The sequence below is a fragment of the Streptomyces sp. CT34 genome (genome assembly GCF_000805335.1).
Lineage (GTDB): Bacteria > Actinomycetota > Actinomycetes > Streptomycetales > Streptomycetaceae > Streptomyces.
In genome coordinates, this window is sequence record NZ_KN708638.1 from 3,662,274 (window position 1) to 3,687,050 (window position 24,777).

At 67.8% G+C, this 24,777-nt stretch carries 37 protein-coding genes and 2 pseudogenes; 1 reads left to right on the plus strand and 38 read right to left on the minus strand.

Features of this window, described 5'->3' with window-relative positions; translation table 11 throughout:
- From glmM to RZ84_RS41180, 5 genes and pseudogenes are all read right to left on the minus strand, one after another.
- The coding region (gene glmM, locus RZ84_RS15895; protein WP_043270012.1) for a phosphoglucosamine mutase at positions 1-1,350 on the minus strand (1,350 nt) is incomplete at its 3' end.
- Positions 1,351-1,490: 140 nt separating this feature from the next.
- A complete protein-coding gene (rpsI, locus tag RZ84_RS15900) occupies positions 1,491-1,994 on the minus strand; it encodes a 30S ribosomal protein S9 (RefSeq protein ID WP_043264878.1) in 504 nt (167 codons plus the stop codon).
- Positions 1,995-2,038: 44 nt separating this feature from the next.
- Positions 2,039-2,482: a 50S ribosomal protein L13 gene (gene rplM, locus RZ84_RS15905; protein ID WP_030413033.1), complete on the minus strand. Its 444-nt coding sequence runs from the start codon at positions 2,480-2,482 to the stop codon at positions 2,039-2,041.
- 205 nt (positions 2,483-2,687) lie between these two features.
- Positions 2,688-3,968: a glycosyltransferase family 87 protein gene (locus RZ84_RS42315; protein WP_078893809.1), complete on the minus strand. Its 1,281-nt coding sequence runs from the start codon at positions 3,966-3,968 to the stop codon at positions 2,688-2,690.
- Positions 3,969-4,046: 78 nt separating this feature from the next.
- Positions 4,047-4,311: pseudogene (locus RZ84_RS41180) on the minus strand (hypothetical protein); the annotation flags it as partial.
- Between the two features lie 80 nt (positions 4,312-4,391).
- Here RZ84_RS41180 and RZ84_RS39760 point away from each other — a divergent pair.
- On the plus strand, positions 4,392-5,249 hold the full coding sequence (locus RZ84_RS39760; protein WP_043264880.1) for a membrane protein: 858 nt from the start codon (positions 4,392-4,394) through the stop codon (positions 5,247-5,249).
- Positions 5,250-5,324: 75 nt separating this feature from the next.
- Here RZ84_RS39760 and truA read toward each other — a convergent pair.
- The 33 genes and pseudogenes from truA to tuf form a co-directional block, all read right to left on the minus strand.
- Positions 5,325-6,173 (minus strand): annotated as a pseudogene (gene truA / locus RZ84_RS36640) (tRNA pseudouridine(38-40) synthase TruA); the annotation flags it as partial.
- Positions 6,174-6,249: 76 nt separating this feature from the next.
- A complete protein-coding gene (gene rplQ, locus RZ84_RS15925) occupies positions 6,250-6,708 on the minus strand; it encodes a 50S ribosomal protein L17 (RefSeq protein ID WP_043264882.1) in 459 nt (152 codons plus the stop codon).
- 128 nt (positions 6,709-6,836) lie between these two features.
- A complete protein-coding gene (locus RZ84_RS15930) occupies positions 6,837-7,859 on the minus strand; it encodes a DNA-directed RNA polymerase subunit alpha (protein WP_003956430.1) in 1,023 nt (340 codons plus the stop codon).
- Between the two features lie 114 nt (positions 7,860-7,973).
- On the minus strand, positions 7,974-8,600 hold the full coding sequence (gene rpsD / locus RZ84_RS15935) for a 30S ribosomal protein S4 (protein WP_043264883.1): 627 nt from the start codon (positions 8,598-8,600) through the stop codon (positions 7,974-7,976).
- Positions 8,601-8,627: 27 nt separating this feature from the next.
- Positions 8,628-9,032 carry a 30S ribosomal protein S11 gene (gene rpsK / locus RZ84_RS15940; RefSeq protein ID WP_004571845.1) on the minus strand — a complete coding sequence of 135 codons (405 nt, stop codon included), beginning with the start codon at positions 9,030-9,032 and terminating at the stop codon, positions 8,628-8,630.
- Between the two features lie 64 nt (positions 9,033-9,096).
- Positions 9,097-9,477 (minus strand): 30S ribosomal protein S13, encoded by a 381-nt coding sequence (rpsM, locus tag RZ84_RS15945; RefSeq protein ID WP_043264884.1) that lies wholly within the window; start codon positions 9,475-9,477, stop codon positions 9,097-9,099.
- Positions 9,478-9,677: 200 nt separating this feature from the next.
- Positions 9,678-9,791 carry a 50S ribosomal protein L36 gene (rpmJ, locus tag RZ84_RS15950; protein WP_003956441.1) on the minus strand — a complete coding sequence of 38 codons (114 nt, stop codon included), beginning with the start codon at positions 9,789-9,791 and terminating at the stop codon, positions 9,678-9,680.
- 59 nt (positions 9,792-9,850) lie between these two features.
- On the minus strand, positions 9,851-10,072 hold the full coding sequence (gene infA / locus RZ84_RS15955; RefSeq protein WP_003956442.1) for a translation initiation factor IF-1: 222 nt from the start codon (positions 10,070-10,072) through the stop codon (positions 9,851-9,853).
- A gap of 151 nt (positions 10,073-10,223) precedes the next feature.
- Positions 10,224-11,060 (minus strand): type I methionyl aminopeptidase, encoded by an 837-nt coding sequence (map, locus tag RZ84_RS15960; RefSeq protein WP_043270014.1) that lies wholly within the window; start codon positions 11,058-11,060, stop codon positions 10,224-10,226.
- Positions 11,061-11,164: 104 nt separating this feature from the next.
- Positions 11,165-11,818 (minus strand): adenylate kinase, encoded by a 654-nt coding sequence (locus RZ84_RS15965; RefSeq protein ID WP_043264885.1) that lies wholly within the window; start codon positions 11,816-11,818, stop codon positions 11,165-11,167.
- Positions 11,818-13,131 (minus strand): preprotein translocase subunit SecY, encoded by a 1,314-nt coding sequence (gene secY / locus RZ84_RS15970; protein ID WP_043264886.1) that lies wholly within the window; start codon positions 13,129-13,131, stop codon positions 11,818-11,820. The genes RZ84_RS15965 and secY overlap by 1 nt, the downstream gene beginning before the upstream one ends.
- Before the next feature lie 225 nt (positions 13,132-13,356).
- Positions 13,357-13,812, minus strand: a complete 456-nt coding sequence (gene rplO, locus RZ84_RS15975; protein ID WP_043264887.1) for a 50S ribosomal protein L15 — start codon at positions 13,810-13,812, stop codon at positions 13,357-13,359.
- Position 13,813: 1 nt separating this feature from the next.
- The gene (gene rpmD / locus RZ84_RS15980; RefSeq protein ID WP_043264888.1) at positions 13,814-13,996 is read right to left on the minus strand and encodes a 50S ribosomal protein L30; all 183 of its coding nucleotides are present in this window, start codon (positions 13,994-13,996) and stop codon (positions 13,814-13,816) included.
- The gene (rpsE, locus tag RZ84_RS15985) at positions 13,996-14,598 is read right to left on the minus strand and encodes a 30S ribosomal protein S5 (protein WP_043264889.1); all 603 of its coding nucleotides are present in this window, start codon (positions 14,596-14,598) and stop codon (positions 13,996-13,998) included. The genes rpmD and rpsE overlap by 1 nt, the downstream gene beginning before the upstream one ends.
- 46 nt (positions 14,599-14,644) lie before the next feature.
- Positions 14,645-15,028 (minus strand): 50S ribosomal protein L18, encoded by a 384-nt coding sequence (rplR, locus tag RZ84_RS15990; protein WP_043264890.1) that lies wholly within the window; start codon positions 15,026-15,028, stop codon positions 14,645-14,647.
- 3 nt (positions 15,029-15,031) lie between these two features.
- Positions 15,032-15,571, minus strand: a complete 540-nt coding sequence (gene rplF / locus RZ84_RS15995; RefSeq protein WP_043264891.1) for a 50S ribosomal protein L6 — start codon at positions 15,569-15,571, stop codon at positions 15,032-15,034.
- Positions 15,572-15,592: 21 nt separating this feature from the next.
- Positions 15,593-15,991 (minus strand): 30S ribosomal protein S8, encoded by a 399-nt coding sequence (gene rpsH, locus RZ84_RS16000; protein ID WP_043264892.1) that lies wholly within the window; start codon positions 15,989-15,991, stop codon positions 15,593-15,595.
- Positions 15,992-16,230: 239 nt separating this feature from the next.
- The gene (locus RZ84_RS16005; protein ID WP_003956452.1) at positions 16,231-16,416 is read right to left on the minus strand and encodes a type Z 30S ribosomal protein S14; all 186 of its coding nucleotides are present in this window, start codon (positions 16,414-16,416) and stop codon (positions 16,231-16,233) included.
- A gap of 5 nt (positions 16,417-16,421) precedes the next feature.
- Positions 16,422-16,982 carry a 50S ribosomal protein L5 gene (gene rplE / locus RZ84_RS16010; RefSeq protein WP_016571061.1) on the minus strand — a complete coding sequence of 187 codons (561 nt, stop codon included), beginning with the start codon at positions 16,980-16,982 and terminating at the stop codon, positions 16,422-16,424.
- Entirely contained in the window at positions 16,982-17,305 is a 324-nt protein-coding gene (rplX, locus tag RZ84_RS16015) for a 50S ribosomal protein L24 (RefSeq protein WP_016571060.1), read from the minus strand. Before rplX ends, rplE begins: the two co-directional genes overlap by 1 nt.
- A 3-nt stretch (positions 17,306-17,308) precedes the next feature.
- Positions 17,309-17,677 carry a 50S ribosomal protein L14 gene (rplN, locus tag RZ84_RS16020; protein ID WP_003998823.1) on the minus strand — a complete coding sequence of 123 codons (369 nt, stop codon included), beginning with the start codon at positions 17,675-17,677 and terminating at the stop codon, positions 17,309-17,311.
- A gap of 168 nt (positions 17,678-17,845) precedes the next feature.
- The gene (gene rpsQ / locus RZ84_RS16025) at positions 17,846-18,127 is read right to left on the minus strand and encodes a 30S ribosomal protein S17 (protein WP_006604882.1); all 282 of its coding nucleotides are present in this window, start codon (positions 18,125-18,127) and stop codon (positions 17,846-17,848) included.
- Positions 18,127-18,351, minus strand: coding sequence for a 50S ribosomal protein L29 (rpmC, locus tag RZ84_RS16030; protein ID WP_043264893.1), 225 nt, complete (start codon positions 18,349-18,351; stop codon positions 18,127-18,129). Before rpmC ends, rpsQ begins: the two co-directional genes overlap by 1 nt.
- On the minus strand, positions 18,351-18,770 hold the full coding sequence (gene rplP, locus RZ84_RS16035; RefSeq protein WP_004571829.1) for a 50S ribosomal protein L16: 420 nt from the start codon (positions 18,768-18,770) through the stop codon (positions 18,351-18,353). Before rplP ends, rpmC begins: the two co-directional genes overlap by 1 nt.
- 5 nt (positions 18,771-18,775) lie before the next feature.
- On the minus strand, positions 18,776-19,597 hold the full coding sequence (gene rpsC, locus RZ84_RS16040) for a 30S ribosomal protein S3 (RefSeq protein WP_043264894.1): 822 nt from the start codon (positions 19,595-19,597) through the stop codon (positions 18,776-18,778).
- Positions 19,597-19,944 carry a 50S ribosomal protein L22 gene (rplV, locus tag RZ84_RS16045; RefSeq protein ID WP_043264895.1) on the minus strand — a complete coding sequence of 116 codons (348 nt, stop codon included), beginning with the start codon at positions 19,942-19,944 and terminating at the stop codon, positions 19,597-19,599. The genes rpsC and rplV overlap by 1 nt, the downstream gene beginning before the upstream one ends.
- Before the next feature lie 44 nt (positions 19,945-19,988).
- Positions 19,989-20,270, minus strand: a complete 282-nt coding sequence (rpsS, locus tag RZ84_RS16050) for a 30S ribosomal protein S19 (protein ID WP_043264896.1) — start codon at positions 20,268-20,270, stop codon at positions 19,989-19,991.
- Between the two features lie 12 nt (positions 20,271-20,282).
- Positions 20,283-21,119: a 50S ribosomal protein L2 gene (gene rplB / locus RZ84_RS16055; protein WP_043264897.1), complete on the minus strand. Its 837-nt coding sequence runs from the start codon at positions 21,117-21,119 to the stop codon at positions 20,283-20,285.
- A 39-nt stretch (positions 21,120-21,158) separates the two neighbouring features.
- On the minus strand, positions 21,159-21,482 hold the full coding sequence (rplW, locus tag RZ84_RS16060; RefSeq protein WP_043264898.1) for a 50S ribosomal protein L23: 324 nt from the start codon (positions 21,480-21,482) through the stop codon (positions 21,159-21,161).
- Positions 21,482-22,135: a 50S ribosomal protein L4 gene (rplD, locus tag RZ84_RS16065; RefSeq protein ID WP_043264899.1), complete on the minus strand. Its 654-nt coding sequence runs from the start codon at positions 22,133-22,135 to the stop codon at positions 21,482-21,484. Before rplD ends, rplW begins: the two co-directional genes overlap by 1 nt.
- An 8-nt stretch (positions 22,136-22,143) precedes the next feature.
- Positions 22,144-22,788 carry a 50S ribosomal protein L3 gene (rplC, locus tag RZ84_RS16070; protein WP_043264900.1) on the minus strand — a complete coding sequence of 215 codons (645 nt, stop codon included), beginning with the start codon at positions 22,786-22,788 and terminating at the stop codon, positions 22,144-22,146.
- 14 nt (positions 22,789-22,802) lie between these two features.
- Positions 22,803-23,111 (minus strand): 30S ribosomal protein S10, encoded by a 309-nt coding sequence (gene rpsJ, locus RZ84_RS16075; RefSeq protein ID WP_003948644.1) that lies wholly within the window; start codon positions 23,109-23,111, stop codon positions 22,803-22,805.
- A 461-nt stretch (positions 23,112-23,572) separates the two neighbouring features.
- On the minus strand, positions 23,573-24,766 hold the full coding sequence (gene tuf / locus RZ84_RS16080; RefSeq protein WP_043264901.1) for an elongation factor Tu: 1,194 nt from the start codon (positions 24,764-24,766) through the stop codon (positions 23,573-23,575).
- Positions 24,767-24,777: the final 11 nt, after the last annotated feature.

Here is a 24,777-nt window from a genome sequence, read left to right on the forward strand (position 1 = left end):
CGCGGACTTGACGACATCGGCCAGCCGGCCGGCCACCGCCCGCGCCTGCTCGATGTCCGCCGCCTCGACCATCACCCGCACCAGCGGCTCGGTGCCCGAGGGGCGCAGCAGCACCCGGCCGGTCGCGCCCAGTTCGCGCTCCGCCTCGGCGACCGCCGCGGCCAGCTCGGGCGAGCTGGCCACCCGCGACTTGTCGACGTCGGGGACGTTGACGAGGATCTGCGGCAACCGCTCCATGACGCCCGCCAGTTCGGCCAGCGACCGCCCGGTCGCCGCGACCCGGGCCGCCAGCATCAGCCCGGTCAGCGTGCCGTCACCGGTCGTGGCGTGGTCCAGCACGATGACGTGCCCGGACTGCTCACCGCCCAGCGCGTAGCCGTGGGCCTTCATCTCCTCCAGCACGTACCGGTCGCCGACCGCGGTCTGTACGAAGTCGATGCCCTCACGCTCCATCGCCAGCTTGAAGCCCAGGTTGGACATCACGGTGGCGACGACGGTGTTCTTGCGCAGCACCCCGGCCTCGCGCATGCCGAGCGACAGGACGGCCAGGATCTGGTCGCCGTCGACCTCGTTGCCGTCGCGGTCCACGGCCAGGCAGCGGTCCGCGTCGCCGTCGTGCGCGACACCCAGGTCCGCGCCGTGCTCGACGACGGCGGCCCGGAGCTTGTCCAAGTGCGTCGAGCCGCAGCCGGCGTTGATGTTCAGGCCGTCCGGCTCGGTGCCGATGGTGACGACCTCGGCGCCGGCCCGCGCGAACGCCTCGGGCGAGACCCGCGCCGCCGCGCCGTGCGCCCCGTCGATGACGATCCGCAGCCCGTCCAGGCGGTTGGGCAGCACACCGACCAGGTGCGCGACGTACTTGTCGAACCCCTCGTCGTAGTCGGTGACCCGGCCGACGCCGGCGCCGGTCGGCCGCTCCCACGGCTCACCGGAGCTGTGCGCGCGGTAGGTCTGCTCGATCCGGTCCTCCAGCTCGTCGGCGAGCTTGTGGCCGCCGCGGGCGAAGAACTTGATGCCGTTGTCGGGCATCGGGTTGTGGCTGGCGGAGAGCATCACGCCCAGGTCCGCGCCGAGCGAACCGGTCAGATACGCCACCGCCGGGGTCGGCAGCACGCCCACCCGCAGCACATCGACACCGGCGCTGGCCAGACCGGCCACCACCGCCGCCTCCAGGAACTCCCCCGACGCCCGCGGATCTCGACCGACCACCGCCACCGGCCGGTGCCCTTCAAAGGTGCCTGCCTCGGCCAGCACATGCGCCGCCGCGACCGACAGGCCGAGCGCCAGCTCCGCCGTGAGATCCGCATTGGCGACGCCGCGCACACCGTCCGTGCCGAAGAGTCGTCCCACTGGTGTCCTCCGAGTTTCTGAGCTTGGACCAGAGCATCAATTCCAGGTATACGCCCCGGGTCCCGGATGCCGAACGCCCCGGCAGCACGGAAGTGCCACCGGGGCGTTCGCCAAGAGCTGCCCTGTCGCAGCGAGCGGGATTAGCGCTTGCTGTACTGCGGCGCCTTGCGGGCCTTCTTGAGACCGGCCTTCTTGCGCTCGACCGCACGGTCGTCGCGCTTGAGGAACCCGGCCTTCTTCAGGGCGGGGCGGTTGGCGTCCACGTCCGCCTCGTTCAGCGCACGGGCCACGCCCAGGCGCAGCGCACCGGCCTGGCCGGAGATGCCGCCGCCGGAGATGCGGGCGATGACGTCGTAGCGGTTGTCGAGTTCGAGCACCTTGAAGGGCTCGTTGACTTCCTGCTGGTGCACCTTGTTGGGGAAGTAGCCTTCAAGGGTGCGGCCGTTGATCTTCCACTGGCCGGTGCCCGGAACGATCCGGACGCGGGCAATGGCGTTCTTGCGGCGGCCCAGGCCGGCGGCCGGCTGCGGGTCGCCGAAGCGGGAAGCGAGGGACTCGGAGGTGTACTCCGACTCCACGACCTCGGTCTCGGTGGTGTACTCCTCGACCTCGTCCAGCGGGGTCTCGGGGGTGGTCTCAGCCACGATGCTCCTCAGATTCTCTCTGTCGTCTTAGGGGGTGGCCGGACTTACTGCGCGACCTGGGTGATCTCGAACGGGACCGGCTGCTGCGCAGCGTGCGGGTGCTCGGCGCCCGCGTAGACCTTCAGCTTCGAGAGCATCTGACGGCCGAGGGTGTTCTTGGGGAGCATGCCCTTGATGGCCTTCTCGACGGCCTTCTCGGGGTTCTTGTCCAGCAGCTCGTCGTAGCGGACGGAGCGCAGACCACCCGGGAAGCCGGAGTGGCGGTAGGCCATCTTCTGGGTCTTCTTGTTGCCGGACAGGTGCACCTTGTCGGCGTTGATGATGATGACGAAGTCACCGGTGTCAACGTGAGGGGCGTAAACCGGCTTGTGCTTACCCCGGAGAAGGGACGCGGCCTGGCTGGCCAGACGGCCCAGGACAACGTCCTGCGCGTCAATGATGTGCCACTGGCGCTGAACATCGCCGGGCTTGGGGCTGAACGTACGCACGTCTTAGCCTTCGCTTCGTAAGTGATGGGTCCTGTACTGGTCCACCGCGGCTGATCACGCAGCAGGGCGGCGCTACGGGTGACGCAACCCGATCGTCCGCCGCTGGTCAACGGCCCGGTGAGCCGGCGTAAGGGCCCCTCACGTGAGATAGAGCAAGCCAATACGCATAACGAACTGGCAGAATACCGGCCCGCCCCCAGCGGGGTCAAAACGCGCCCCGGACCGGCTCCCGGCCCCCCGCCGACTCCTCCGCCGGCCCGGCCGCGGCCACCGGCGCCCGCCACCGCGCCGCACAGATCCACGCGGTCACCCCCGCCAGCAGCCACAGCGCCGCCGCGTCCCGGAAGGCCCGCCGCTGGATCGCCTCCAGGTGCGGCCAGGCGAAGCCGGAGACCTGCGGCAGCAACGCGCACCAGAACCAGGCCGTCCGCGGCACCGACCCGGCCGCCACCACCGACGCCAGCAGCGGCCCCAGCACCACCAGCAGATAGTGGTCGAAGGACGGCCGGGAGACGAGGAAGGCCGCCAGCATCAGCATCGCCGCGGTCTCCACCAGCCGCCGCGGCCCGCCGCCCGCACGCCGCCACCGCACCCGGGCGCAGCCCAGCCCGACCGCCGCCGCGAGCACCGCGACCCCGTACGCGAGCGGCGCCGGCACCCCCAGCCGCGTCAGGATCATCCCCACCGAGGCGTCGTACGGCCGGGCGAAGGCGTCCTGCCCGCGGAGCAGGAACGGCAGCGTGTGCGTGAAGAACATCGCCGGCCGCGGCATCACCAGCGCCGCCGCCACCGACGCCGCAACCGGGATCCCGGCCGCCACCGCGAGCGCCCGGCCGCGCCGGGCGAGAACGAAGAGCAGCAGCAGCGGCACCAGCATCGGCTTGATCGCCAGCGCGCACCCGACCACCGCACCGGCCGCCGTCCACCGCCCGCGCACCGCGCAGAGCACCGCCACCGGCAGCGCCACCACCGACGCCAGCGTCCAGTTCCCGATGTTCACCACGTTGCGCAGCGGCTCGAAGAACACCAGCCCCACCACCCCCAGCGCCGCCAGCCGGCTGCCCGCGCCCACCCGGAAGATCCGCAGCGACGCCCACCACCCGACCAGCACCGCCGCGGCCCCCGCCACCGGCACCAGCAGCCGCAGCTCCCGCGGGCCCAGCAGCGCCTCGGGCACCGCCGCGAGCACCGCGCTCGGCAGGTAGAGGAACCGCTTGTCGGCATACGGGGCCCCGCCGTCCAGCAGCGCCCGCGCGGCCCGAACCACGAAGTCGTTGTCCATCCCGAGCGTCGGGCTGGTCCGGTGCAGCTCCCAGACCAGCACCGCCAGCAGCCCGCCGGCCACCGACCGCAGCCCCCACGAGGCCCGCCCGCACAGCCACCCGGCAAGGACCGACTCCGCCGCCGGCTCCACCCCCGACTCCCCCGCCGACCGCCCGGCCAACTCCCCCGAAATGACAGACTTGCCCGGTTCCTCCGCACTCATGCGGCCAGGCTAAGAGCCGCCCCGGCCACCGCTCCCGCCCGACACTCGCCGGCGGGCGCGGCGGGCCCTCACCTGCCCTCACCCGGCGGGGCGGCCCCGCGTCCCGTCCCACACCGGCTCGACCGTCTCCCGTGCCGTCCCGTCCGCGCCGGCCACCAGGAACCGGTCGCAGGACCGCGCGAACCGTCGCAGGACTGCGGAAACCACCGGTCGTGGAACAACGCCGGCACCGTCCCCACGTACGCCTCCAGCCCCTCCCGGAGCGCCTCCGCGGACTCCAGGTCGAGGTGTCGGTGGGCTCGTCCAGCAGCGGCGCGGTCGCCCCGGAGAGCTCCGGCAGCAGGTGCACGGCCTCCAGATGTCCCACGGGCCGGATCGTCTCCGCCCACCACACGTTCCACCAACCGGATTAGGATGCGCGGCATGAGCTTTGGGCAAGGGGGGCCGTTCGACGGCCCAGGGGGAGGCACCCCGGACTGGGACGCGCTCGCCGACGAGAGCGAGGCGCGCGCCCGCCGCAAGCGGTGGATGATGATCGGCGGCGGCGCGGTCGCCACCCTCGCGATCGCCGGCATCGTCGCCGCCGCCGTCATGAACAGCAGCTCACCGGGCGGCAAACCCACGGACCGGTCCACCGCCTCCGGCCAGAGCGCCGCCCCGGACGACAAGCCGTCGTTCCCCGACGTCTCGGTCCCGCCGCCGCCCAACCCGCGGGACTACATCTCCGACCCCAGGAAGGACACCGCGCCGCTCACCCCGGCCACCCTCTTCCCGCAGAAGAGCATGGTCGTCGGCGAGCACAGCTACCCGCAGACCGCCACCGACAGCAGCACGGACTGCACCGCCGCCGCCCAGGGCGCGCTGGTCTCCTCGCTCACCCACAACGGCTGCAAGCAGCTGCTGCGCGCCACGTACGCCAAGGACGGGGTCGCGGTCACCGTCGGCGTCGCGGTCTTCGACTCCCCCGCGAAGGCCACCGCGGTGATGAACGACAGCAAGCCCAACCTCATGCCGCTCTCCGGCGGCGGCGTACCGGCGAACTTCTGCCAGGGCACCAAGTGCCGTATGACCACCAACGCCACCGGCCGCTACGCGTACTTCACCATCGCCGGCTACACCAACGGCCAGGACGTCAACGCGAGCGACACCAAGGCCCAGCAGATCAACCGGGACGGCGGCTCCTACGCCTTCGCCCAGATCGCCCAGCGCGGCAGGGACCAGGCCGCCAAGGCCGCCGAGAAGCAGCTCCAGGACGCCCGCCGGAAGGCCGGCAAGTCCTGACACCGGTGGCACCTCCCCCGCGCCCCGGCGGCGCGGGGGACCCCTGCGCCGCCGACCGGCGGCAACCGCCGCTCCGCAGCAGCCGCCGCCCGGCAGGGACCGCCTGTTGCGCGCCTCCTTGTTGCGCGCCATCAGCAGCCCGTCGGCCGGGTACCCGACCTCCTCCAGCGTCAGCCCGTGCGGCCGTACGACATGGACGGCGGAGTCCCGCACCCCCGCGGCCAGCACCTTCGCCGGCCACTCCACCGGCCGGTGCCCGTCCCCCACGAACAGCATCGCGCCGACCAGCGACCGCACCATGTTGTGGCAGAACGCATCGGCCCGCACCGTCGCCGTGATGATCCCGTCCGCGCCCCGCTCCCAGCTCAGCTCCTGGAGCGTGCGGATCGTGGTCGCGCCCTCCCGCCGCTTGCAGTAGGCCGCGAAGTCGTGCTCCCCCAGCAGCGGCCGGGAGGCGGCGTTCATCGCCTCGACGTCCAGGTCCCAGTCGTGCCACAGCACATGCCCGCGCAGCAGCGGGTCCACGCCCCCGTGGTGATCGGTGACCCGGTACGCGTACCGCCGCCAGATCGCCGAGAACCGCGCGTTGAACCCGTACGGCGCCGGTGCGACCCGCCACACCCGGACGTCCTTCGGCAGCCGCCCGGCCAGCCGCCGCAGCAGCTTGTCCCGGTGCTCGGCCCACAGCTCCGCCGGCAGATCCACATGCGCCACCTGCCCGCGCGCGTGCACCCCCGCGTCCGTCCGCCCGGCGACGGTGAGCTCATACGCCTCCGGCGACCGCGTCACGGTCCGGATCGCGTCCTCCAACTCGCCCTGGACCGTGCGCCGTTCACGCTGCTTGGCCCACCCGGAGAACTCCGCGCCGTCGTACGACAGGTCCAGCCGCACCCGGACGAAACCGGGCTCCACTTCATCACTCACGCCAGCAATCCTCCCTCACCCCACACGAAAGCGGGCCCGCCCCGAAGGGCGGACCCGCTCACAGCCAACCGGTGCCTCAGGCCTCGGTGGTCTCCTCGGCCGCCTTGGCCTCGTCGGCCTCCTTGACCGCGCGCTGGGTCGCGGCCTCGGCCTCGGCGACGGTCGCCTTCTTGGCGATCTCGCCCTCGACCAGCTCGATGACCGCCATCGGGGCGTTGTCGCCACGACGGTTGCCGATCTTGGTGATGCGGGTGTAGCCACCCGGACGCTCGGCGAAGCGCGGGGCGATCTCGGTGAAGAGCGTGTGCACGACGCTCTTGTCCGTGATCAGCTCCATGACCTGACGGCGGTTGTGCAGGTCACCCTTCTTCGCCTTGGTCACCAGACGCTCCGCGAACGGACGCAGACGACGGGCCTTGGCCTCGGTCGTCGTGATGCGGCCGTGCTCGAAGAGGTTGGTGGCCAGGTTGCGCAGGAGCGCCTTCTCGTGCGCAGCGCTGCCGCCCAGACGGGCGCCCTTGGCGGGCTTCGGCATGGTGTATCTCCTTCATTGCTGCACCGGCCGTATCAGGTACCGGTGTCAGTTCCCCCGAGGCGGCCGCCCCGGGGAAGATTTCACACGGCTGGGGCCCGGGACACCGCCCGGACCCCAGTCGGTCACGCTCAGTACTGCTCGGTCTCCACGAAACCGGCGTCCGCGTCGTCGTCGGCACCGAAGGCGTCGGCGGCGGCGGTCGGGTCGAATCCGGGCGGGCTGTCCTTGAGCGCCAGGCCCATACCGGCCAGCTTCGCCTTGACCTCGTCGATCGACTTCGCGCCGAAGTTGCGGATGTCGAGCAGGTCCGCCTCGGAGCGGGCCACCAGCTCGCCCACCGAGTGGATGCCCTCACGCTTGAGGCAGTTGTAGGAGCGGACGGTGAGCTCCAGCTCCTCGATCGGCAGCGCCAGGTCGGCGGCCAGGGCGGCGTCCGTCGGGGACGGGCCCATGTCGATGCCCTCGGCGTCGATGTTCAGCTCACGGGCCAGGCCGAAGAGCTCGACGAGGGTCTTACCGGCCGACGCCATCGCGTCGCGCGGGCGCATCGCCTGCTTGGTCTCGACGTCGACGATCAGCTTGTCGAAGTCGGTGCGCTGCTCGACACGGGTCGCCTCGACCTTGTACGTGACCTTGAGCACCGGCGAGTAGATCGAGTCGACCGGGATCCGGCCGATCTCCTGGCCGACCTGCTTGTTCTGCACGGCGGAGACGTAGCCGCGACCGCGCTCGACGGTCAGCTCCATCTCCAGCTTGCCCTTGCCGTTGAGCGTGGCCAGGACCAGGTCGGGGTTGTGCACCTCGACACCGGCCGGCGGCGCGATGTCGGCGGCGGTGACCAGACCCGGGCCCTGCTTGCGCAGGTACATCACGACCGGCTCGTCGTGCTCCGAGGAGACGACCAGCTGCTTGATGTTGAGGATCAGGTCGGTGACGTCTTCCTTGACGCCCGGCACGGTGGTGAACTCGTGCAGGACACCGTCGATGCGGATGGACGTGACCGCCGCACCCGGGATCGAGGACAGAAGCGTCCGGCGCAGGGAGTTGCCGAGGGTGTAGCCGAAGCCCGGCTCCAGCGGCTCGATCACGAACCGGGAGCGGTACTCGTCGACGACCTCTTCGGTCAACGAGGGGCGCTGAGCAATCAGCATGGTGTTCGTTCCTTCAGTCGTGGACGCCCGCTATTTGACGTCCGCTGTACTTCAAAGGGTACGGGCGGTACGGCGCCGATGGCTCCGTACCGCCCCTACCACTGCGCTCAGCCCTTACTTGGAGTAGAGCTCAACGATCAGCTGCTCCTGCACCTGGGTGTCGATCACCTGGCGCTCGGGCAGGCTGTGCACGAGGATCCGCAGCTGCGAGGGGATCGCCTCCAGCCACGCCGGGACGGTCTTCTCGCCGGCCTCCGCCTTGGCCACCTCGAAGGGGGTCAGGGTCTTGGAGCCCGTGCGGACCTCGATGATGTCGTTCACGGCGACGCGGGCCGACGGGATGTCGGTCTTGCGGCCGTTGACCTGGATGTGTCCGTGACGCACCAGCTGACGGGCGTGGTCGCGGGACTTGGCGAAGCCGGCCCGGTAGACCACGTTGTCGAGGCGGGTCTCAAGGATGCGCAGAAGGTTCTCACCGGTCTTGCCGGTCTTCTGGTTCGCTTCCTTGTAGTAGTTCACGAACTGCTTCTCAAGGACACCGTAGATACGGCTGCACTTCTGCTTCTCACGAAGCTGGAGCAGGTACTCGCTGTCCTTGGTGCGCCCGCGACCGTGCTCACCCGGGGGGTAAGGACGGATCTCGATCGGGCACTTCGCGCTCTCGCACTTGCTCCCCTTGAGGAAGAGCTTCTGCTTCTCCCGACGGCAACGCTTGCAGTCGGCCCCGGTGTAACGCGCCATTGTCTAGTTGTCTCCTACTTCAGTGGGTCAGACGCGGCGACGCTTGGGCGGGCGGCATCCGTTGTGCGGGGTGGGGGTGACGTCCTGGATCGAGCCGACCTCGAGACCGGTCGCCTGCAGCGAACGGATGGCCGTCTCGCGGCCCGAGCCCGGGCCCTTCACGAAGACGTCGACCTTGCGCATGCCGTGCTCCTGCGCGCGGCGGGCGGCCGACTCGGCGGCCATCTGCGCGGCGAAGGGGGTGGACTTGCGCGAGCCCTTGAAGCCGACGTGGCCGGCCGAGGCCCAAGAGATCACGTTCCCGGTCGGGTCGGTGATCGAGACGATCGTGTTGTTGAACGTGCTCTTGATGTGAGCGTGCCCGTGGGCGACGTTCTTCTTCTCCTTGCGGCGCACCTTCTTGGCGCCGGCCGTACGGCCCTTCGGAGGCATGAATTTCTCCCGTGGAGGTGGTCGGTCCTACAGCGAAGACCGCTGGTGAGCGTCCTGCTGAGGACTACTTCTTGCCCGGCTTCTTCTTGCCGGCGATCGCGCGACGCGGACCCTTGCGGGTACGGGCGTTCGTGCTGGTGCGCTGACCGTGCACCGGCAGACCGCGGCGGTGACGCAGACCCTGGTAGCAGCCGATCTCGACCTTGCGGCGGATGTCGGCCTGGATCTCGCGACGGAGGTCACCCTCGGTCTTGAGGTTGTTGTCGACGTACTCGCGGATCTTGACGAGGTCTTCCTCGGCCAGGTCGCGGACCCGGGTGTTCGGGTTCACGCCGGTGGCGGCGAGGGTCTGCTTCGAGAGCGTCCGCCCGATACCGAAGACGTAGGTGAGGGCGACCTCCACACGCTTTTCGCGCGGGAGATCAACGCCTGCGAGGCGTGCCATTGATGTGGCTCCTGATGGCTATTCGGAGGTCTTCCGCAGCACCGTTCCCGTAAGACTCTGGAGAATTACGAGCCGGGTCCCCGGCCTCCGAGCCGGGGGTGTCGTCCCCTCGCGACAGATGCGGGGGTCGGGTGACTGCATATGTACGTGTCGTGCTTGCGTCGCGCGAGAACTGCGAAATGCAGGTCGGTCGGCGTGCGTCAGCCCTGGCGCTGCTTGTGGCGCAGGTTGTCGCAGATGACCATGACCCGGCCGTGGCGGCGGATCACCTTGCACTTGTCGCAGATCTTCTTGACGCTCGGCTTGACCTTCATGGGATGTGAGGTTCTCCGGGTCAGTGCCGTCGCCCCACGGGAGGGGGCTTCGACAAGATCTACTTGTAGCGGTAGACGATCCGGCCACGCGTGAGGTCGTACGGAGAGAGCTCCACCACGACCCGGTCATCCGGGAGGATACGGATGTAGTGCATCCGCATCTTGCCGCTGATGTGCGCGAGGACCTTGTGACCGTTCTGGAGCTCCACCTTGAACATCGCGTTCGGCAGAGACTCGATCACGGTGCCCTCGATCTCGATGGCACCTTGCTTCTTGGCCACGCTTCGCCTTTCGAATCGGCTACCTTGATCGACTCACTTGCACCGTATCCACCAACCTGCGGGCACACGGATGCACGAGAGCCGACGCGTCAGTCTACGTCAGTGCCTAAGAAAAGACGAATCCAGGGTTATTGCCCACCAGCGGAGATCGTTACGCCAGCGGGTCCGGCGCCGCGGTGATCCCCAGCTCCGCCAGCTTGGCCTTGCCGCCGTCCGGCGCGGTCAGCACCAGCGGGCCGTCCTCGGTCAGCGCGACCGAGTGCTCCCAGTGCGAGGACCAGCTGCCGTCGTTCGTCTTGACCGTCCACTCGTCGTCGAGCACATGCGTCTTGGCGGTGCCGAGGTTGACCATCGGCTCGATCGCGATGCAGAAACCGGGCACCAGCTTCGGACCGCGGCCCCGCTTGCGGTCGACGTAGTTCAGCAGGTGCGGATCCATGTGCATCTGCGACCCGATGCCGTGGCCGCCGTAGTCCTCGACGATGCCGTACTTGCCGCTCGACGGCCGCGGCTGCCGCCGGATGTAGCCCTCGATCGCCTTGGAGATGTCCACCAGCCGGTTGCCCTTGGAGACCGCGGCGATCCCGGCCCACATCGACGCCTCGGTGACCCGGCTCAGCTCGACCAGCTCGGCGGCGTGACCGGAGCCGACGAAGGCGGTGTACGCGGCGTCGCCGTGCCAGCCGTCGATGATCGCGCCGCAGTCGATGGAGATGATGTCGCCGTCCGCCAGGACCGTGTCGTCGGACGGGATGCCGTGGACGACCACGTCGTTCACCGACGTGCAGATGGTGGCCGGGAAACCGCCGTAGCCGAGGAAGTTGGACTTCGCCCCGTGCTCCGCGAGCACCTTGCGCGCCGCGTCGTCCAGGTCCTTGGTCGTGGCGCCCGGCACCGCGACCTCGCGGGTCGCCGCGTGAATGGCGGCGACCACCAGCCCCGCCTCACGCATCTTGGCGATCTGCGCGGGGTTCTTGATCTCCAGCATGCCGGTGCCTTCCGCCTTCACTCTCGTCCATGGGTGATTCCCGTTGGACCAACAGTACGGCCGCGGTGCCCATGGTGGACACCGCGGCCGTACGGAGCTGTCCGCTACTCGCCGCTTCCCAGAGCGTTCATCGCCCGCTGGGTCACCTCGGCGACCTTGCCGAGGGCCGGGATCGTGATGACCAGGTCCTGGGCCTTGTAGTAGTCGATGATCGGCTCGGTCTCCGTGTGGTAGACCTCCAGCCGCTTGCGGACGGTCTCCTCGCGGTCGTCGTCACGCTGGTACAGCTCGCCGCCGCAGACGTCGCAGACGCCCTCGGTCTTCGGCTTGTTGTACTCGGCGTGGAAGACGTGGCTGCTGTCCTTGCGGCAGATCCGCCGGCCGGCGATCCGCTTCACGACCTCGTCCTCGGGGACTTCGAGGTCCAGCACCGCATCCAGCTCGAGGTCCTTGCCCTTCAGGTACGCGTCCAGCGCCTCGGCCTGGCCGAGGTTGCGCGGAAAGCCGTCGAGCAGGAAACCGTCGGCCGCGTCGGGCTGTTCCATACGGTCCTCGGCCATCCCGATGGTGACCGAGTCCGGCACGAGGTTGCCGGCGTCCATGTAGGACTTCGCCTCGACACCCAGGGGCGTGCCCTGGCTGATGTTGGCGCGGAACAGGTCCCCCGTGGAGATGTGCGGGATCGCGAGGTTCTTGGCAAGGTACGCGGCCTGCGTACCCTTGCCGGCCCCCGGGGGTCCGACGAGGACGATTCGCATCAGCGGAGGAACCCTTCGTAGTTGCGCTGCTGAAGCTGGCTCTCGATCTGCTTCACGGTTTCCAGACCCACACCCACGATGATGAGGATGCTCGTCCCGCCGAACGGGAAGTTCTGGTTCGCGTTGAACAGCACCAACGCCACTGTTGGTACGAGCGCGATCAGCCCCAGATACAGCGAGCCCGGCCACGTGATCCGGTTGAGCACGTAGCTGAGGTACTCGGCCGTCGGGCGACCAGCCCGGATACCCGGGATGAAGCCACCATACTTCTTCATGTTGTCGGCAACTTCTTCGGGGTTGAAGCTGATGGCCACGTAGAAGAAGGCGAAGAACACGATGAGCAAGAAGTACGTGACGATGTAAACCGGGTGATTTCCCTTGGTGAAGTTGGTGGCGATCCAGGTCGCCCAGGCCGCCTTCGACCCGCTGAACTGCGCGATGAGCGCCGGGATGTAGAGCAGCGACGACGCGAAGATGACAGGAATCACACCTGCCTGATTCACCTTGAGCGGGATGTAGGTGGACGTACCGCCGTAGGACCGGCGCCCGATCATCCGCTTCGCGTACTGGACCGGAATGCGCCGCTGCGCCTGCTCGACGAAGACCACCAGGGCGACCATCGCCAGGCCCACCGCGATCACGGCGAAGAACTCGATCCAGCCGTCGGCCAGCTTGCCGGTCAGCTTGATCTGCCACAGCGCGCCCGGGAAGCCGGCGGCGATCGAGATGAACATCAGGATCGACATGCCGTTGCCGATACCGCGGTCGGTGACCAGCTCACCGAGCCACATGATCAGGCAGGTGCCGGCGGTCATCGTGATCACCATCGTGATGGTGGTGAAGATCGAGTCGTTGGGCACGATCTGGGTCGCCACCGGGCAGCTCTGGAAGAGCGCGCCGCTGCGGGCGGTGGCCACCAGGCCGGTGCCCTGCAGGATGGCGAGTGCCACGGTCAGATAGCGGGTGTACTGGGTGATCTTCCCCTGCCCGGACTGGCCCTCCTTCTTGAGGGCCTCCAACCGCGGGATCACCACGGTCAGCAGCTGGAGGATGATGCTCGCCGTGATGTACGGCATGATCCCCAGCGCGAAGATCGTGATCTGCAGCAGCGCTCCACCGCTGAACATGTTCACCAGGCCGAACAACCCGCTGTTGCCGCCGGCCTGCTTCATACAGGTCGCGACGTTCGCGTAGTTCACCCCGGGGACGGGGATGTGCGCTCCGATCCGGTAGAGCACGATGATGCCCAATGTGAACAGCAGCTTCTTGCGCAGGTCGGGCGTCTTGAACGCTCGGGCGAACGCGGTGAGCACGGTGCCTCCTGCGCCTCCCGCTTCGTGGGCGAGAGGTGACGGTCTTGAGGATCGACGAATACGTAGCGGCTGTACCGCACGGACAGCGCCCGCGCGGCGGGTTCCGGGGCGGACCCCGGACAAAACAACAGTGCAGGCCACCTTACCGGCGACCCTACCCCCGTGGAACGACCAACCGGGGATGCCCCAATAGATGGGCATCCCCGGTCAGTTGAACCAACGAACTCAGAGGAGTTCGGTGACGGTGCCGCCGGCGGCGGCGATCTTCTCCTTGGCGGAGCCGGAGACGGCGTCAACCGTCACCTGCACAGCCACGGAGATCTCGCCGGTGCCGAGCACCTTGACGAGCTCGTTCTTGCGCACCGCGCCCTTGGCGACCAGGTCGGCCACCGTGACCTCGCCACCCTGCGGGTAGAGCGCGGCCAGCTTGTCCAGGTTCACGACCTGGAACTGCTTGTGGGCGGGGTTCTTGAAGCCCTTCAGCTTCGGGAGACGCATGTGGAGGGGCATCTGCCCACCCTCGAAGCGCTCCGGAACCTGGTAACGGGCCTTGGTGCCCTTGGTACCACGACCTGCGGTCTTACCCTTGGACGCCTCACCACGACCGACACGGGTCTTGGCGGTCTTGGCACCAGGGGCGGGCCGGAGGTTGTGGACCTTCAGCGGGTTGCTCTCCGCCATGTCAGTCGACCTCCTTGACCGACACGAGGTGGCGGACGGTGTGCACCATGCCGCGGTACTCGGGACGGTCGTCCTTGACAACCACGTCGTTGATCCTCTTCAGACCGAGCGAACGCAGGGTGTCGCGGTGGTTCTGCTTGCTGCCGATGAGGGACTTGGTCTGCGTGATTTCGAGGCGAGCCATTACGCACTCACCCCGGCACGCGCCCGCAGCAGAGCGGCGGGGGCAACGTCCTCCAGCGGCAGGCCACGACGGGCGGCGATCTCCTCGGGCCGCTGCAGGCCCTGGAGCGCCTCCACCGTGGCGTGCACGATGTTGATCGGGTTCGACGAACCGAGCGACTTGCTCAGCACGTCGTGGATGCCCGCGCACTCCAGGACGGCGCGCACCGGGCCACCGGCGATCACACCGGTACCGGGGGAAGCCGGCTTGAGCAGGACGACGCCCGCAGCCTTCTCGCCCTGGATCGGGTGCGGGATGGTGCCCTGGATACGGGGGACCTTGAAGAAGTTCTTCTTGGCCTCTTCCACGCCCTTGGCGATGGCAGCCGGAACTTCCTTGGCCTTGCCGTAACCGACACCTACGGTGCCGTCACCGTCGCCCACCACGACCAGCGCGGTGAAGCTGAAGCGACGACCACCCTTGACAACCTTGGCGACACGGTTGATCGCGACAACGCGCTCAACGTACGCGGTCTTCTCGGCGGCAGCGCCACCGTCGCGACCCTTCCGGTCCCGCCGCTCGCCGCCGCCGGCACCGCTTCCGCGGCGCTGGGGTCCAGCCATTGGATTTACCTCTCTCTATTGCGTCCGCTAGCTCCGGAACCGGGGCTCAGAACTTCAGCCCGGCTTCGCGGGCGGCGTCGGCCAGAGCGGCAATCCGCCCGGCGTACTGCTTGCCACCGCGGTCGAACACGACGGCCTCGATGCCGGCGGCCTTGGCGCGCTCGGCGACCAGGGCGCCAACCTTCTGGGCCTGGGCGCTCTTGTCGCCCTCGCCGCCACGGATCGACGCGTCCAGGGTCGACGCCGAGGCCAGCGTGTGGCCCTGGATGTCGTCGATGACCTGGGCGAAGATGCCGCGGTTGGACCGCGTCACGACCAGACGCGGACGCTCCGGGGTACCCGAAATCCGCTTGCGGATGCGGATGTGGCGACGCTTGGCGGCAGCGCGCTTGTAGGCGTTGCCCTTAGCGATCTTCACACCGTATGCCATGGCTTACTTACCAGCCTTTCCGACCTTGCGGCGGATGACCTCGCCGGCGTACTTGACGCCCTTGGCCTTGTACGGGTCAGGCTTGCGCAGCTTGCGGATGTTCGCCGCCACCTCGCCGACCTTCTGCTTGTCGATGCCCTCGACGCTGAGCTTGGTCGGGGACTCGACCTTGAAGGAGATGCCCTCGGGCGCCTCGACGACGATGGGGTGGCTGTAGCCCAGCGAGAACTCCAGGTTGGAGCCCTTCGCCTGGACGCGGTAGCCGACACCGCTGATCTCAAGCGCCTTGCTGTAGCCCTGGGTCACGCCGGTGATCATGTTCGCCACCAGCGTGCGGGACAGGCCGTGCAGGGCCTTGTTCTGCCGCTCGTCGTTCGGGCGGGTGACGGAGATGAAGCCGTCCTCACCCTTGGCGACCTCGATGGGCGCCGCGACGGTGTGCGAAAGAGAGCCCTTGGGACCCTTCACCGACACCGTGCGGCCCTCGATGGTGACGTCCACACCAGCGGGAACCTGGATGGGCAGCTTGCCAATACGCGACATTAGCTTTTCCTCCGTTCCCTGTTACCAGACGTAGGCGAGGACTTCCCCACCCACGCCCTTCTTCTGCGCCTGCTGGCCGGTCAGGAGACCGTGGGACGTGGAGATGATGGCCACGCCCAGGCCGCCGAGGACCTTCGGCAGGTTGGTGGACTTGGCGTAGACCCGCAGACCCGGCTTCGAGATCCGCTTGATGCCGGCGATCGAGCGCTCGCGGTTCGGGCCGAACTTCAGCTCGAGGACGAGGTTCTTGCCGACCTCGGCGTCCTCGGTCTTCCAGCCGGTGATGTAGCCCTCCTGCTGGAGGATCTCCGCGATGTGCGACTTGATCTTGCTGTGCGGCATCACGACGGTGTCGTGGTAAGCCGAGTTCGCGTTCCGCAGACGGGTCAGCATGTCTGCGATGGGATCAGTCATGGTCATGAATTGGCCTTCGGCCTCTCTCGCCGGGGTTTCCTATATGCGCCATCCCTCTCCCCGATCTCGGTCGGGACGGGTGCGGCACGGGGACCTACGGCGTAGTAAGCGACGTTATGCGGGCGGGGCCCGCGGTCGGTCTCGGGCGGCGGGGCGCCCAAACCCTTCCAGCGTACGGGAAGTGGTCTGGGACGCCCGCCGTCCGAATGCTTACCGAGAGCGTCCGGTAATTCCCAACTGGGGGATTACCAGGAGCTCTTGGTCACGCCCGGCAGCTCGCCACGGTGAGCCATCTCACGAAGGCACACGCGGCACAGGCCGAACTTGCGGTAGACGGAGTGCGGACGGCCGCAGCGCTGGCAGCGGGTGTACGCGCGCACACCGAACTTCGGCTTGCGAGCAGCCTTGGCAATCAGAGCCTTCTTCGCCATCTCGCTCACGCCTCCTTGAACGGGAAGCCGAGGTGACGAAGCAGGGCGCGGCCCTCGTCGTCGTTGGTCGCCGTGGTGACCACGGTGATGTCCATACCCCGGGTGCGGTCGATCTTGTCCTGGTCGATCTCGTGGAACATGACCTGCTCCGTGAGACCGAAGGTGTAGTTGCCCCGACCGTCGAACTGCTTCGGGGACAGACCACGGAAGTCGCGGATACGCGGCAGCGCGAGCGACAGCAGGCGGTCCAGGAACTCCCACATGCGGTCACCGCGGAGGGTGACGTGGGCACCGATCGGCTGGCCCTCACGCAGCTTGAACTGCGCGATGGACTTACGGGCCTTGGTGACGGCCGGCTTCTGGCCGGTGATCGTGGTGAGGTCGCGGATGGCGCCCTCGATCAGCTTGGAGTCGCGGGCGGCGTCGCCCACACCCATGTTGACCACGATCTTGGTCAGACCGGGGATCTGCATGACGTTCTCGTAGGAGAACTCGTCCTTCAGCTTCCCGGCGATCTCTTCGCGGTAGCGCGTCTTGAGACGCGGCGCGTTGGTGGTGGCAGTCATCAGATGTCCTCACCGGTCCGCTTGGCAACGCGGATCTTGTTGCCCTCGTCGTCGAAGCGGTACCCGACGCGGGTGACGACCTTCTTGCCGTCCTGCTCCACGACCAGCTGCACGTTGCTGACGTGGACCGGGGCCTCGGTCGTCACGATGCCGCCGGTCTGCGAACCACGAGCGGTCTGTCCGGCCTTGGTGTGCTTCTTGACCCGGTTGACACCCTCGACCAGGACACGGTCCTCGCGGGGGTAGGCCGCGATGACCTTGCCCTGCTTGCCCTTGTCCTTACCGGTGATGACCTGGACCAGGTCGCCCTTCTTGATCTTCATCGGTTACAGCACCTCCGGCGCGAGCGAGATGATCTTCATGAACTTCTTCTCGCGCAGCTCACGGCCCACGGGGCCGAAGATACGGGTGCCGCGGGGGTCGCCATCGTTCTTGAGGATGACGGCCGCGTTCTCGTCGAAGCGGATGTACGAGCCGTCCGGACGGCGGCGCTCCTTGACGGTGCGAACGATGACGGCCTTGACGACGTCACCCTTCTTCACGTTGCCACCGGGGATCGCGTCCTTGACGGTGGCGACGATGACGTCACCGATGCCCGCGTAGCGGCGACCGGAACCACCGAGAACACGGATGCAAAGGATCTCCTTCGCACCAGTGTTGTCGGCGACTCGCAGTCGCGACTCCTGCTGGATCACGTCTATCTCCTGAATGTCTGCCGGTTCCCGGCAGGGGCCCGCCCCTTACGGGACGTCAGCCCCTGCCGAGCCTGGCGGAACTGTTCCTAGGGGGTCCCCCTAGGAGGGATTGCTTGCCTGTCGAAATCCCCGTGGGAATCCCCCTTTCGAGGAATTCCCGGGCGGGAATTACTTGGCCTTCTCGAGGATCTCGACGATGCGCCAGCGCTTGGTGGCGGACAGCGGCCGGGTCTCCATCAGGAGGACGCGGTCGCCGACACCGGCAGCGTTCTGCTCGTCGTGCGCCTTGAGCTTGTTGGTACGGCGGATGACCTTGCCGTACAGCGCGTGCTTGACGCGGTCCTCGACGGCGACGACAACGGTCTTGTCCATCTTGTCGCTGACGACCAGACCCTCACGGGTCTTGCGGAAACCGCGCTCGTTCGTCTCAGTCACATTCTTCTCGCTCATCAGGCGCTCTCCACCGTCTCGATGCCGAGCTCGCGCTCCCGCATCAGGGTGTAGATCCGGGCGATGTCCTTCCGGACGGCCTTCAGCCGGCCGTGGTTTTCGAGCTGTCCGGTCGCCGCCTGGAAGCGGAGGTTGAACAGCTCCTCCTTGGCCTCACGAAGCTTGGCAACGAGTTCCTCGTTGTTCAGCTCGCGCAGCTCGGTCGCCTTGGTACCGGCCGCCATCACGACTCACCTGCCTCGCGCCGCACGATGCGGCACTTCATCGGAAGCTTGTGGGCGGCGCGGGTCAGCGCCTCCTTGGCAACCTTTTCGTTCGGGAAGGACAGCTCGAACATCACCCGACCGGGCTTGACGTTCGCGACCCACCACTCCGGAGAACCCTTACCGGAACCCATGCGGGTCTCGGCAGGCTTCTTCGTCAGCGGACGGTCGGGGTAGATGTTGATCCACACCTTGCCGCCACGCTTGATGTGACGGGTCATGGCGATACGAGCGGACTCGATCTGCCGGTTCGTCACGTAGGCCGGGGTCACGGCCTGAATGCCGTACTCACCGAAGGCCAGCTCGGTACCGCCCTTGGCCATACCGTTCCGCTTCGGGTGGTGCTGCTTGCGGTGCTTGACCCTGCGAGGGATCAGCATGTCGGTCAGCCCTCCGTTCCAGGGTTCTCCGCCGGAGCAGCGGCAGCGGCCTCGGCCTTGGGGGCCTCGGCAGCGGCGCTCTGCTGCTGCGGCTTGCGGCCGCGACCGCCACGCTCGCCACCGCGACGCGGACGCTCGTTGCCACCGCGCGCCGGGCGGTTGCCCGCACGGGCGGCGGCGTTCTCGGCGCGCACCTCGGCGATGTTCTTGACGTCGCCCTTGTAGATCCAGACCTTCACGCCGATCCGGCCGAAGGTGGTCTTGGCCTCGAAGAAGCCGTAGTCGACGTTCGCGCGGAGGGTGTGCAGGGGCACCCGGCCCTCGCGGTAGAACTCCGAGCGGGACATCTCGGCGCCGCCGAGACGGCCACCGCACTGGATCTTGATGCCCTTGGCGCCGGCCTTCATCGTCGACTGCATGCTCTTGCGCATGGCGCGACGGAAGGAGACGCGGGACGACAGCTGCTCGGCGACGGCCTGGGCCACGAGCTGAGCATCGGTCTCGGGGTTCTTGACCTCGAGGATGTTCAGCTGGACCTGCTTGCCGGTCAGCTTCTCCAGCTCACCGCGGATGCGGTCGGCCTCGGCGCCGCGGCGGCCGATGACGATGCCCGGGCGAGCGGTGTGGATGTCGACGCGGACGCGCTCACGGGTGCGCTCGATCTCCACCTTGGAGATACCGGCGCGCTCCATGCCCTTCGTCATCATGCGACGAATGGCGACGTCTTCCTTGACGTAGTCCTTGTACAGCTTGTCGGCGTACCAGCGGGACTTGAAGTCCGTCGTCACGCCGAGCCGGAACCCGTGCGGGTTTACCTTCTGGCCCATTACCGGGTTCCTTCCTTGCTGCTGACGACCACGGTGATGTGGCTGGTCCGCTTGCGGATCCGGTAGGCACGGCCCTGGGCACGCGGACGGAACCGCTTCAGGGTCGGGCCCTCGTCGACGTACGCCTCGCTGATGAACAGCGTGGAGGCGTCCGTGTGGTCGTAGTTGTGCGCGGCATTGGCAATGGCGCTGTCCAGCACCTTGCCCACGGGCACGCTCGCGGCCTGCGGGGCGAAACGCAGGACCGCCTGAGCCTCCGTGGCATCCATGCCACGGATAAGGTCCACCACGCGGCGGGCCTTCATGGGCGTGACGCGGATGTACCGCGCCTGGGCCCTGGCTTCCATGGTTGTCCCTTCGGTGTCAGTCATAGTCTTCGCACTCCGGTCGATCAGCGACGACGCGACTTGCGGTCGTCCTTCTCGTGGCCGCGGAAGGTGCGGGTCGGCGCAAACTCGCCGAGCTTGTGGCCGACCATCGACTCGGTGACGAACACCGGGACGTGCTTGCGGCCGTCGTGCACCGCGATCGTGTGGCCGAGCATGGCCGGGACGATCATGGAGCGGCGGGACCAGGTCTTGATGACGTTCTTGGTGCCTGCTTCGTTCTGCGTGTCCACCTTCTTGGCGAGGTGGTCGTCGACGAAGGGCCCCTTCTTGAGACTGCGCGGCATCTAAACCCGCTCCTAGCGCTTCTTGTTCGTCTTGCGGCGGCGGACGATGTACTTGTTGCTGGCCTTCTTCGGCGAGCGAGTACGACCCTCCTTCTGGCCCCAGGGCGAGACCGGGTGGCGACCACCGGAGGTCTTGCCCTCACCACCACCGTGCGGGTGGTCGACCGGGTTCATCACGACACCACGCACGGTCGGGCGGACGCCCTTCCAGCGCATGCGGCCGGCCTTGCCCCAGTTGATGTTCGACTGCTCGGCGTTGCCGACCTCGCCGACGGTGGCGCGGCAGCGCACGTCGACCAGGCGGATCTCACCGGACGGCATACGCAGGTGGGCCATGGAGCCCTCCCGCGCCAGCAGCTGCACGGAGGCACCCGCGGAACGGGCGAACTTCGCGCCGCCGCCGGGCCGCAGCTCGATGGCGTGGATGGTCGTACCGACCGGGATGTTGCGCAGCGGCAGGTTGTTGCCCGGCTTGATGTCGGCGCCAGCGCCGTTCTCGATCCGGTCACCCTGGGCCAGGCCACGCGGGGCGATGATGTAGCGCTTCTCGCCGTCTGCGTAGTGCAGCAGCGCGATGCGCGCGGTGCGGTTCGGGTCGTACTCGATGTGCGCGACCTTGGCCGGCACGCCGTCCTTGTCGTGACGACGGAAGTCGATCACGCGGTAGGCGCGCTTGTGGCCACCGCCCTGGTGGCGAACGGTCACACGACCGGCGTTGTTACGGCCGCCCTTGCTGTGCAGCGGGCGGACCAGCGACTTCTCCGGCGTGGACCGCGTGATCTCGACAAAGTCGGCGACGCTGGAGCCACGACGGCCCGGGGTCGTCGGCTTGTACTTGCGGATACCCATTTCTCAGTCCTCGTCCGATTCCGGACGACTCGAACTCCGTTAGGAGACCGGGCCGCCGAAGATGTCGATACGGTCGCCCTCGGCGAGGGTCACGATGGCGCGCTTGGTGTTGGCGCGCTTGCCGAAACCGGTACGGGTGCGCTTGCGCTTGCCCTGCCGGTTGATCGTGTTGACCCCGGTGACCTTGACCGAGAAGACCGCCTCGACGGCCTGCTTGATCTGGGTCTTGTTCGCGCCGGGCGCGACGATGAACGTGTACTTGTTCTCGTCCAGCAGCGCGTAGCTCTTCTCGGAAACCACCGGCTTGACGAGCACGTCACGCGGGTCCGTGAAGGTCTTGCTGGTGACGACGGCCTCAGTCATCAGGCGTCGCTCCCTTCGGTCTCAGCGTTGGCCTTGGGGCCGGACACGAAGGACTCGAAGGCGGCCTTGGTGAAGACCACGTCGTCGGAGACGAGCACGTCGTACGTGTTCAGCTGGCCCGGCTCCAGGATGTGGACCTGGGGCAGGTTGCGGGCGGACAGCCACGCGGCCTCGTCGGAGCGCTCGGCGACCAGGAGCAGGTTCTTGCGCTCGCTGATCTTGCCGAACAGGCCCTTGGCGGCCTTGGTGGAAACCGCGCCGTCGACCACGTCGGAGACGACGTGGATACGGCTGTGGCGGGCCCGGTCGGAGAGGGCACCGCGCAGCGCGGCGGCCTTCATCTTCTTCGGGGTCCGCTGGCTGTAGTCACGCGGCACGGGGCCGTGGACCACGCCACCGCCGGCGAACTGCGGCGCACGGGTCGAACCCTGGCGCGCGCGGCCGGTGCCCTTCTGGCGGTACGGCTTCTTGCCACCGCCGCGGACCTCGCCGCGGGTCTTGGTCTTGTGCGTGCCCTGACGGGCCGCGGCCAGCTGCGCGACAACGACCTGGTGGATCAGCGGAACGCTGACCTTGGCGTCGAAGATCTCCGCGGGGAGCTCGACGGTCCCGGCCTTGTCGCCTGCCGGCGAAAGGATGTCAATGGTGCTCATCGGTTACCTCAGGCCCCCTTGGCCGCGGTACGGACCAGGACGAGGCCGCCGTTCGGACCAGGAACTGCGCCCTTGATGAGCAGCAGGCCCTTCTCCGCGTCAACGGCGTGGACGGTCAGGTTCTGGGTGGTGACCCGCTCATTGCCCATACGGCCGGCCATCCGCATGCCCTTGAACACGCGGCCCGGGGTGGCGCAGCCACCGATGGAACCGGGCTTGCGGTGCACGCGGTGGGCACCGTGGGACGCCTTGCCGCCGCCGAAGCCGTGACGCTTCATGACACCGGCCGTGCCCTTGCCCTTGCTCTTGCCGGTCACGTCCACCTTGACGCCGGACTCGAAGGTCTCGGCGGTCAGCTCCTGGCCGAGGGTGTACTCGGACGCATCCGACGTACGGACCTCGACGAGGTGGCGACGGGGGGTGACGTCGGCCTTCGCGAAGTGGCCCTTGAGGGGCTTGTTCACCTTGCGCGGGTCGATCTCGCCGAAGGCGATCTGGACGGAGTCGTAGCCGTCCTGGTCATTGGTGCGCACCTGGGTAACGACGCAGGGGCCGGCCTTCACCACGGTCACCGGGACGACACGGTTGTTCTCGTCCCAGACCTGGGTCATGCCGAGCTTCTCGCCCAGGATGCCCTTGATCTGCTTAGCCATCTCTTCCGCGCCTCTCAGAGCTTGATCTCGATGTCGACGCCGGCCGGAAGGTCCAGGCGCATCAGCGAGTCAACGGTCTTGGGCGTCGGGTCGAGGATGTCGATCAGGCGCTTGTGCGTGCGCATCTCGAAGTGCTCGCGCGAGTCCTTGTACTTGTGCGGCGACTTGATGACGCAGTACACGTTCTTTTCAGTGGGCAGCGGCACCGGGCCCGCGACCGACGCACCAGTGCGGGTCACCGTCTCGACGATCTTCTTCGCCGAGGAGTCGATGACCTCGTGGTCGTAGGCCTTGAGCCGGATGCGGATCTTCTGTCCCGCCATGGCTACTTCGTAGTCCTGTCTCTCGTAACGCTCTGGGACCCGGTGAGTTCGCGTTCCTCTCCGACCCACGCGGTCGGGCGTGTCGCGCCCCTTCTCGTAGATCTCCACACGGGAGATCCTTCAAGAAGGAGAAAGTGGGGGAAGAACACCCACCGGGTGCCTGGCCGAGGCACCCCGCTGACGCTTCCCGGAAGATTCCCGTACTTCCGCCCCTCAGAAGGGACGACGAATACCTGGGACTCGCTTCCGGTCCCCCCGGCGGGAGGCGCGCAGCATCGGCACTCAACCGAGCAACCTGGACAGTGTGCCATACGCGGGATGCGTAAGGCCAATCGAGGGCCAACTGTCAAGAAGCCCCGCCCACCTGATGGTGAGCGGGGCTTCCTGACTGTGCTATCCCGGGGGCAACCCCCGGACCCCCGGCCGAAGGCCGGGAGCTACCGGGTCGACCGGATCAGCAATTACTTGTTGATCTTGGTGACCTGGCCGGCGCCGACGGTCCGGCCACCCTCACGGATGGCGAACTTCAGGCCCTCCTCCATGGCGACCGGCTGGATCAGCTGGACCGACATCTCGGTGTTGTCGCCCGGCATGACCATCTCGGTGCCCTCGGGGAGGGTCACGACGCCGGTCACGTCCGTGGTACGGAAGTAGAACTGCGGGCGGTAGTTGTTGAAGAACGGGGTGTGGCGGCCACCCTCGTCCTTCGACAGGATGTACGCCTGCGCCTCGAACTCCGTGTGCGGGGTGACCGAGCCCGGCTTGATGATGACCTGGCCGCGCTCGACGTCCTCGCGCTTGATGCCGCGGAGCAGCAGACCGACGTTCTCACCGGCCTGGCCCTCGTCGAGCAGCTTGCGGAACATCTCGATGCCGGTGACCGTGGTGGAGGTCTTCTCCTGCTTGATACCGATGATGTCCACGGTCTCGTTGACCTTGAGGACACCGCGCTCGATACGGCCGGTGACGACGGTGCCACGACCGGTGATCGTGAAGACGTCCTCGATCGGCATCAGGAACGGCTTTTTGGCGTCGCGCTCCGGCTGCGGGATCGACTCGTCGACCGCGTGCATCAGCTTGAGGACGGACTCGCCCCACTCCTTGTCGCCCTCGAGGGCCTTCAGAGCGGAGACCTTGACGACCGGAACCTCGTCGCCCGGGAACTCGTACTCGGAGAGGAGCTCACGGACCTCGAGCTCGACGAGCTCCAGGATCTCCTCGTCGTCCACCATGTCGGCCTTGTTCAGGGCGACAACGATGTAGGGAACGCCGACCTGGCGGGCCAGGAGCACGTGCTCCTTGGTCTGCGGCATCGGGCCGTCGGTCGCGGCGACCACGAGGATGGCGCCGTCCATCTGCGCCGCACCCGTGATCATGTTCTTGATGTAGTCCGCGTGACCGGGGCAGTCGACGTGCGCGTAGTGACGCGACTCGGTCTGGTACTCGACGTGCGCGATGGAGATGGTGATACCGCGCTGGCGCTCCTCAGGAGCCTTGTCGATCTGGTCGAAGGCCGAGGCCTCGTTCAGGTCCGGGTACGCGTCGTGCAGCACCTTGGTAATGGCGGCCGTGAGGGTCGTCTTACCGTGGTCAATGTGACCGATGGTGCCGATGTTGACGTGCGGCTTAGTCCGCTCGAACTTCGCCTTCGCCACTGGGGTCCTCC

What these genes read in the sequence shown, in the direction of transcription:
- RZ84_RS42315 (WP_078893809.1), bottom strand. Translation starts at nt 3,968, where the DNA reads ATGAGTGCGGAGGAACCGGGCAAGTCTGTCATTTCGGGGGAGTTGGCC.
- RZ84_RS39760 (WP_043264880.1), top strand. Translation starts at nt 4,392, where the DNA reads ATGAGCTTTGGGCAAGGGGGGCCGTTCGACGGCCCAGGGGGAGGCACC.
- rplQ (WP_043264882.1), bottom strand. Translation starts at nt 6,708, where the DNA reads ATGCCGAAGCCCGCCAAGGGCGCCCGTCTGGGCGGCAGCGCTGCGCAC.
- RZ84_RS15930 (WP_003956430.1), bottom strand. Translation starts at nt 7,859, where the DNA reads ATGCTGATTGCTCAGCGCCCCTCGTTGACCGAAGAGGTCGTCGACGAG.
- rpsD (WP_043264883.1), bottom strand. Translation starts at nt 8,600, where the DNA reads ATGGCGCGTTACACCGGGGCCGACTGCAAGCGTTGCCGTCGGGAGAAG.
- rpsK (WP_004571845.1), bottom strand. Translation starts at nt 9,032, where the DNA reads ATGCCTCCGAAGGGCCGTACGGCCGGCGCCAAGAAGGTGCGCCGCAAG.
- rpsM (WP_043264884.1), bottom strand. Translation starts at nt 9,477, where the DNA reads ATGGCACGCCTCGCAGGCGTTGATCTCCCGCGCGAAAAGCGTGTGGAG.
- rpmJ (WP_003956441.1), bottom strand. Translation starts at nt 9,791, where the DNA reads ATGAAGGTCAAGCCGAGCGTCAAGAAGATCTGCGACAAGTGCAAGGTG.
- map (WP_043270014.1), bottom strand. Translation starts at nt 11,060, where the DNA reads ATGCTGGAGATCAAGAACCCCGCGCAGATCGCCAAGATGCGTGAGGCG.
- RZ84_RS15965 (WP_043264885.1), bottom strand. Translation starts at nt 11,818, where the DNA reads ATGCGAATCGTCCTCGTCGGACCCCCGGGGGCCGGCAAGGGTACGCAG.
- rplO (WP_043264887.1), bottom strand. Translation starts at nt 13,812, where the DNA reads ATGGCGGAGAGCAACCCGCTGAAGGTCCACAACCTCCGGCCCGCCCCT.
- rpmD (WP_043264888.1), bottom strand. Translation starts at nt 13,996, where the DNA reads ATGGCTCGCCTCGAAATCACGCAGACCAAGTCCCTCATCGGCAGCAAG.
- rpsE (WP_043264889.1), bottom strand. Translation starts at nt 14,598, where the DNA reads ATGGCTGGACCCCAGCGCCGCGGAAGCGGTGCCGGCGGCGGCGAGCGG.
- rplR (WP_043264890.1), bottom strand. Translation starts at nt 15,028, where the DNA reads ATGGCATACGGTGTGAAGATCGCTAAGGGCAACGCCTACAAGCGCGCT.
- rplF (WP_043264891.1), bottom strand. Translation starts at nt 15,571, where the DNA reads ATGTCGCGTATTGGCAAGCTGCCCATCCAGGTTCCCGCTGGTGTGGAC.
- rpsH (WP_043264892.1), bottom strand. Translation starts at nt 15,991, where the DNA reads ATGACCATGACTGATCCCATCGCAGACATGCTGACCCGTCTGCGGAAC.
- RZ84_RS16005 (WP_003956452.1), bottom strand. Translation starts at nt 16,416, where the DNA reads ATGGCGAAGAAGGCTCTGATTGCCAAGGCTGCTCGCAAGCCGAAGTTC.
- rplE (WP_016571061.1), bottom strand. Translation starts at nt 16,982, where the DNA reads ATGACTGCCACCACCAACGCGCCGCGTCTCAAGACGCGCTACCGCGAA.
- rplX (WP_016571060.1), bottom strand. Translation starts at nt 17,305, where the DNA reads ATGAAGATCAAGAAGGGCGACCTGGTCCAGGTCATCACCGGTAAGGAC.
- rpsQ (WP_006604882.1), bottom strand. Translation starts at nt 18,127, where the DNA reads ATGAGCGAGAAGAATGTGACTGAGACGAACGAGCGCGGTTTCCGCAAG.
- rpmC (WP_043264893.1), bottom strand. Translation starts at nt 18,351, where the DNA reads ATGGCGGCCGGTACCAAGGCGACCGAGCTGCGCGAGCTGAACAACGAG.
- rplP (WP_004571829.1), bottom strand. Translation starts at nt 18,770, where the DNA reads ATGCTGATCCCTCGCAGGGTCAAGCACCGCAAGCAGCACCACCCGAAG.
- rpsC (WP_043264894.1), bottom strand. Translation starts at nt 19,597, where the DNA reads ATGGGCCAGAAGGTAAACCCGCACGGGTTCCGGCTCGGCGTGACGACG.
- rplV (WP_043264895.1), bottom strand. Translation starts at nt 19,944, where the DNA reads ATGGAAGCCAGGGCCCAGGCGCGGTACATCCGCGTCACGCCCATGAAG.
- rpsS (WP_043264896.1), bottom strand. Translation starts at nt 20,270, where the DNA reads ATGCCGCGCAGTCTCAAGAAGGGGCCCTTCGTCGACGACCACCTCGCC.
- rplB (WP_043264897.1), bottom strand. Translation starts at nt 21,119, where the DNA reads ATGGGTATCCGCAAGTACAAGCCGACGACCCCGGGCCGTCGTGGCTCC.
- rplW (WP_043264898.1), bottom strand. Translation starts at nt 21,482, where the DNA reads ATGACTGAGGCCGTCGTCACCAGCAAGACCTTCACGGACCCGCGTGAC.
- rplD (WP_043264899.1), bottom strand. Translation starts at nt 22,135, where the DNA reads ATGAGCACCATTGACATCCTTTCGCCGGCAGGCGACAAGGCCGGGACC.
- rplC (WP_043264900.1), bottom strand. Translation starts at nt 22,788, where the DNA reads ATGGCTAAGCAGATCAAGGGCATCCTGGGCGAGAAGCTCGGCATGACC.
- rpsJ (WP_003948644.1), bottom strand. Translation starts at nt 23,111, where the DNA reads ATGGCGGGACAGAAGATCCGCATCCGGCTCAAGGCCTACGACCACGAG.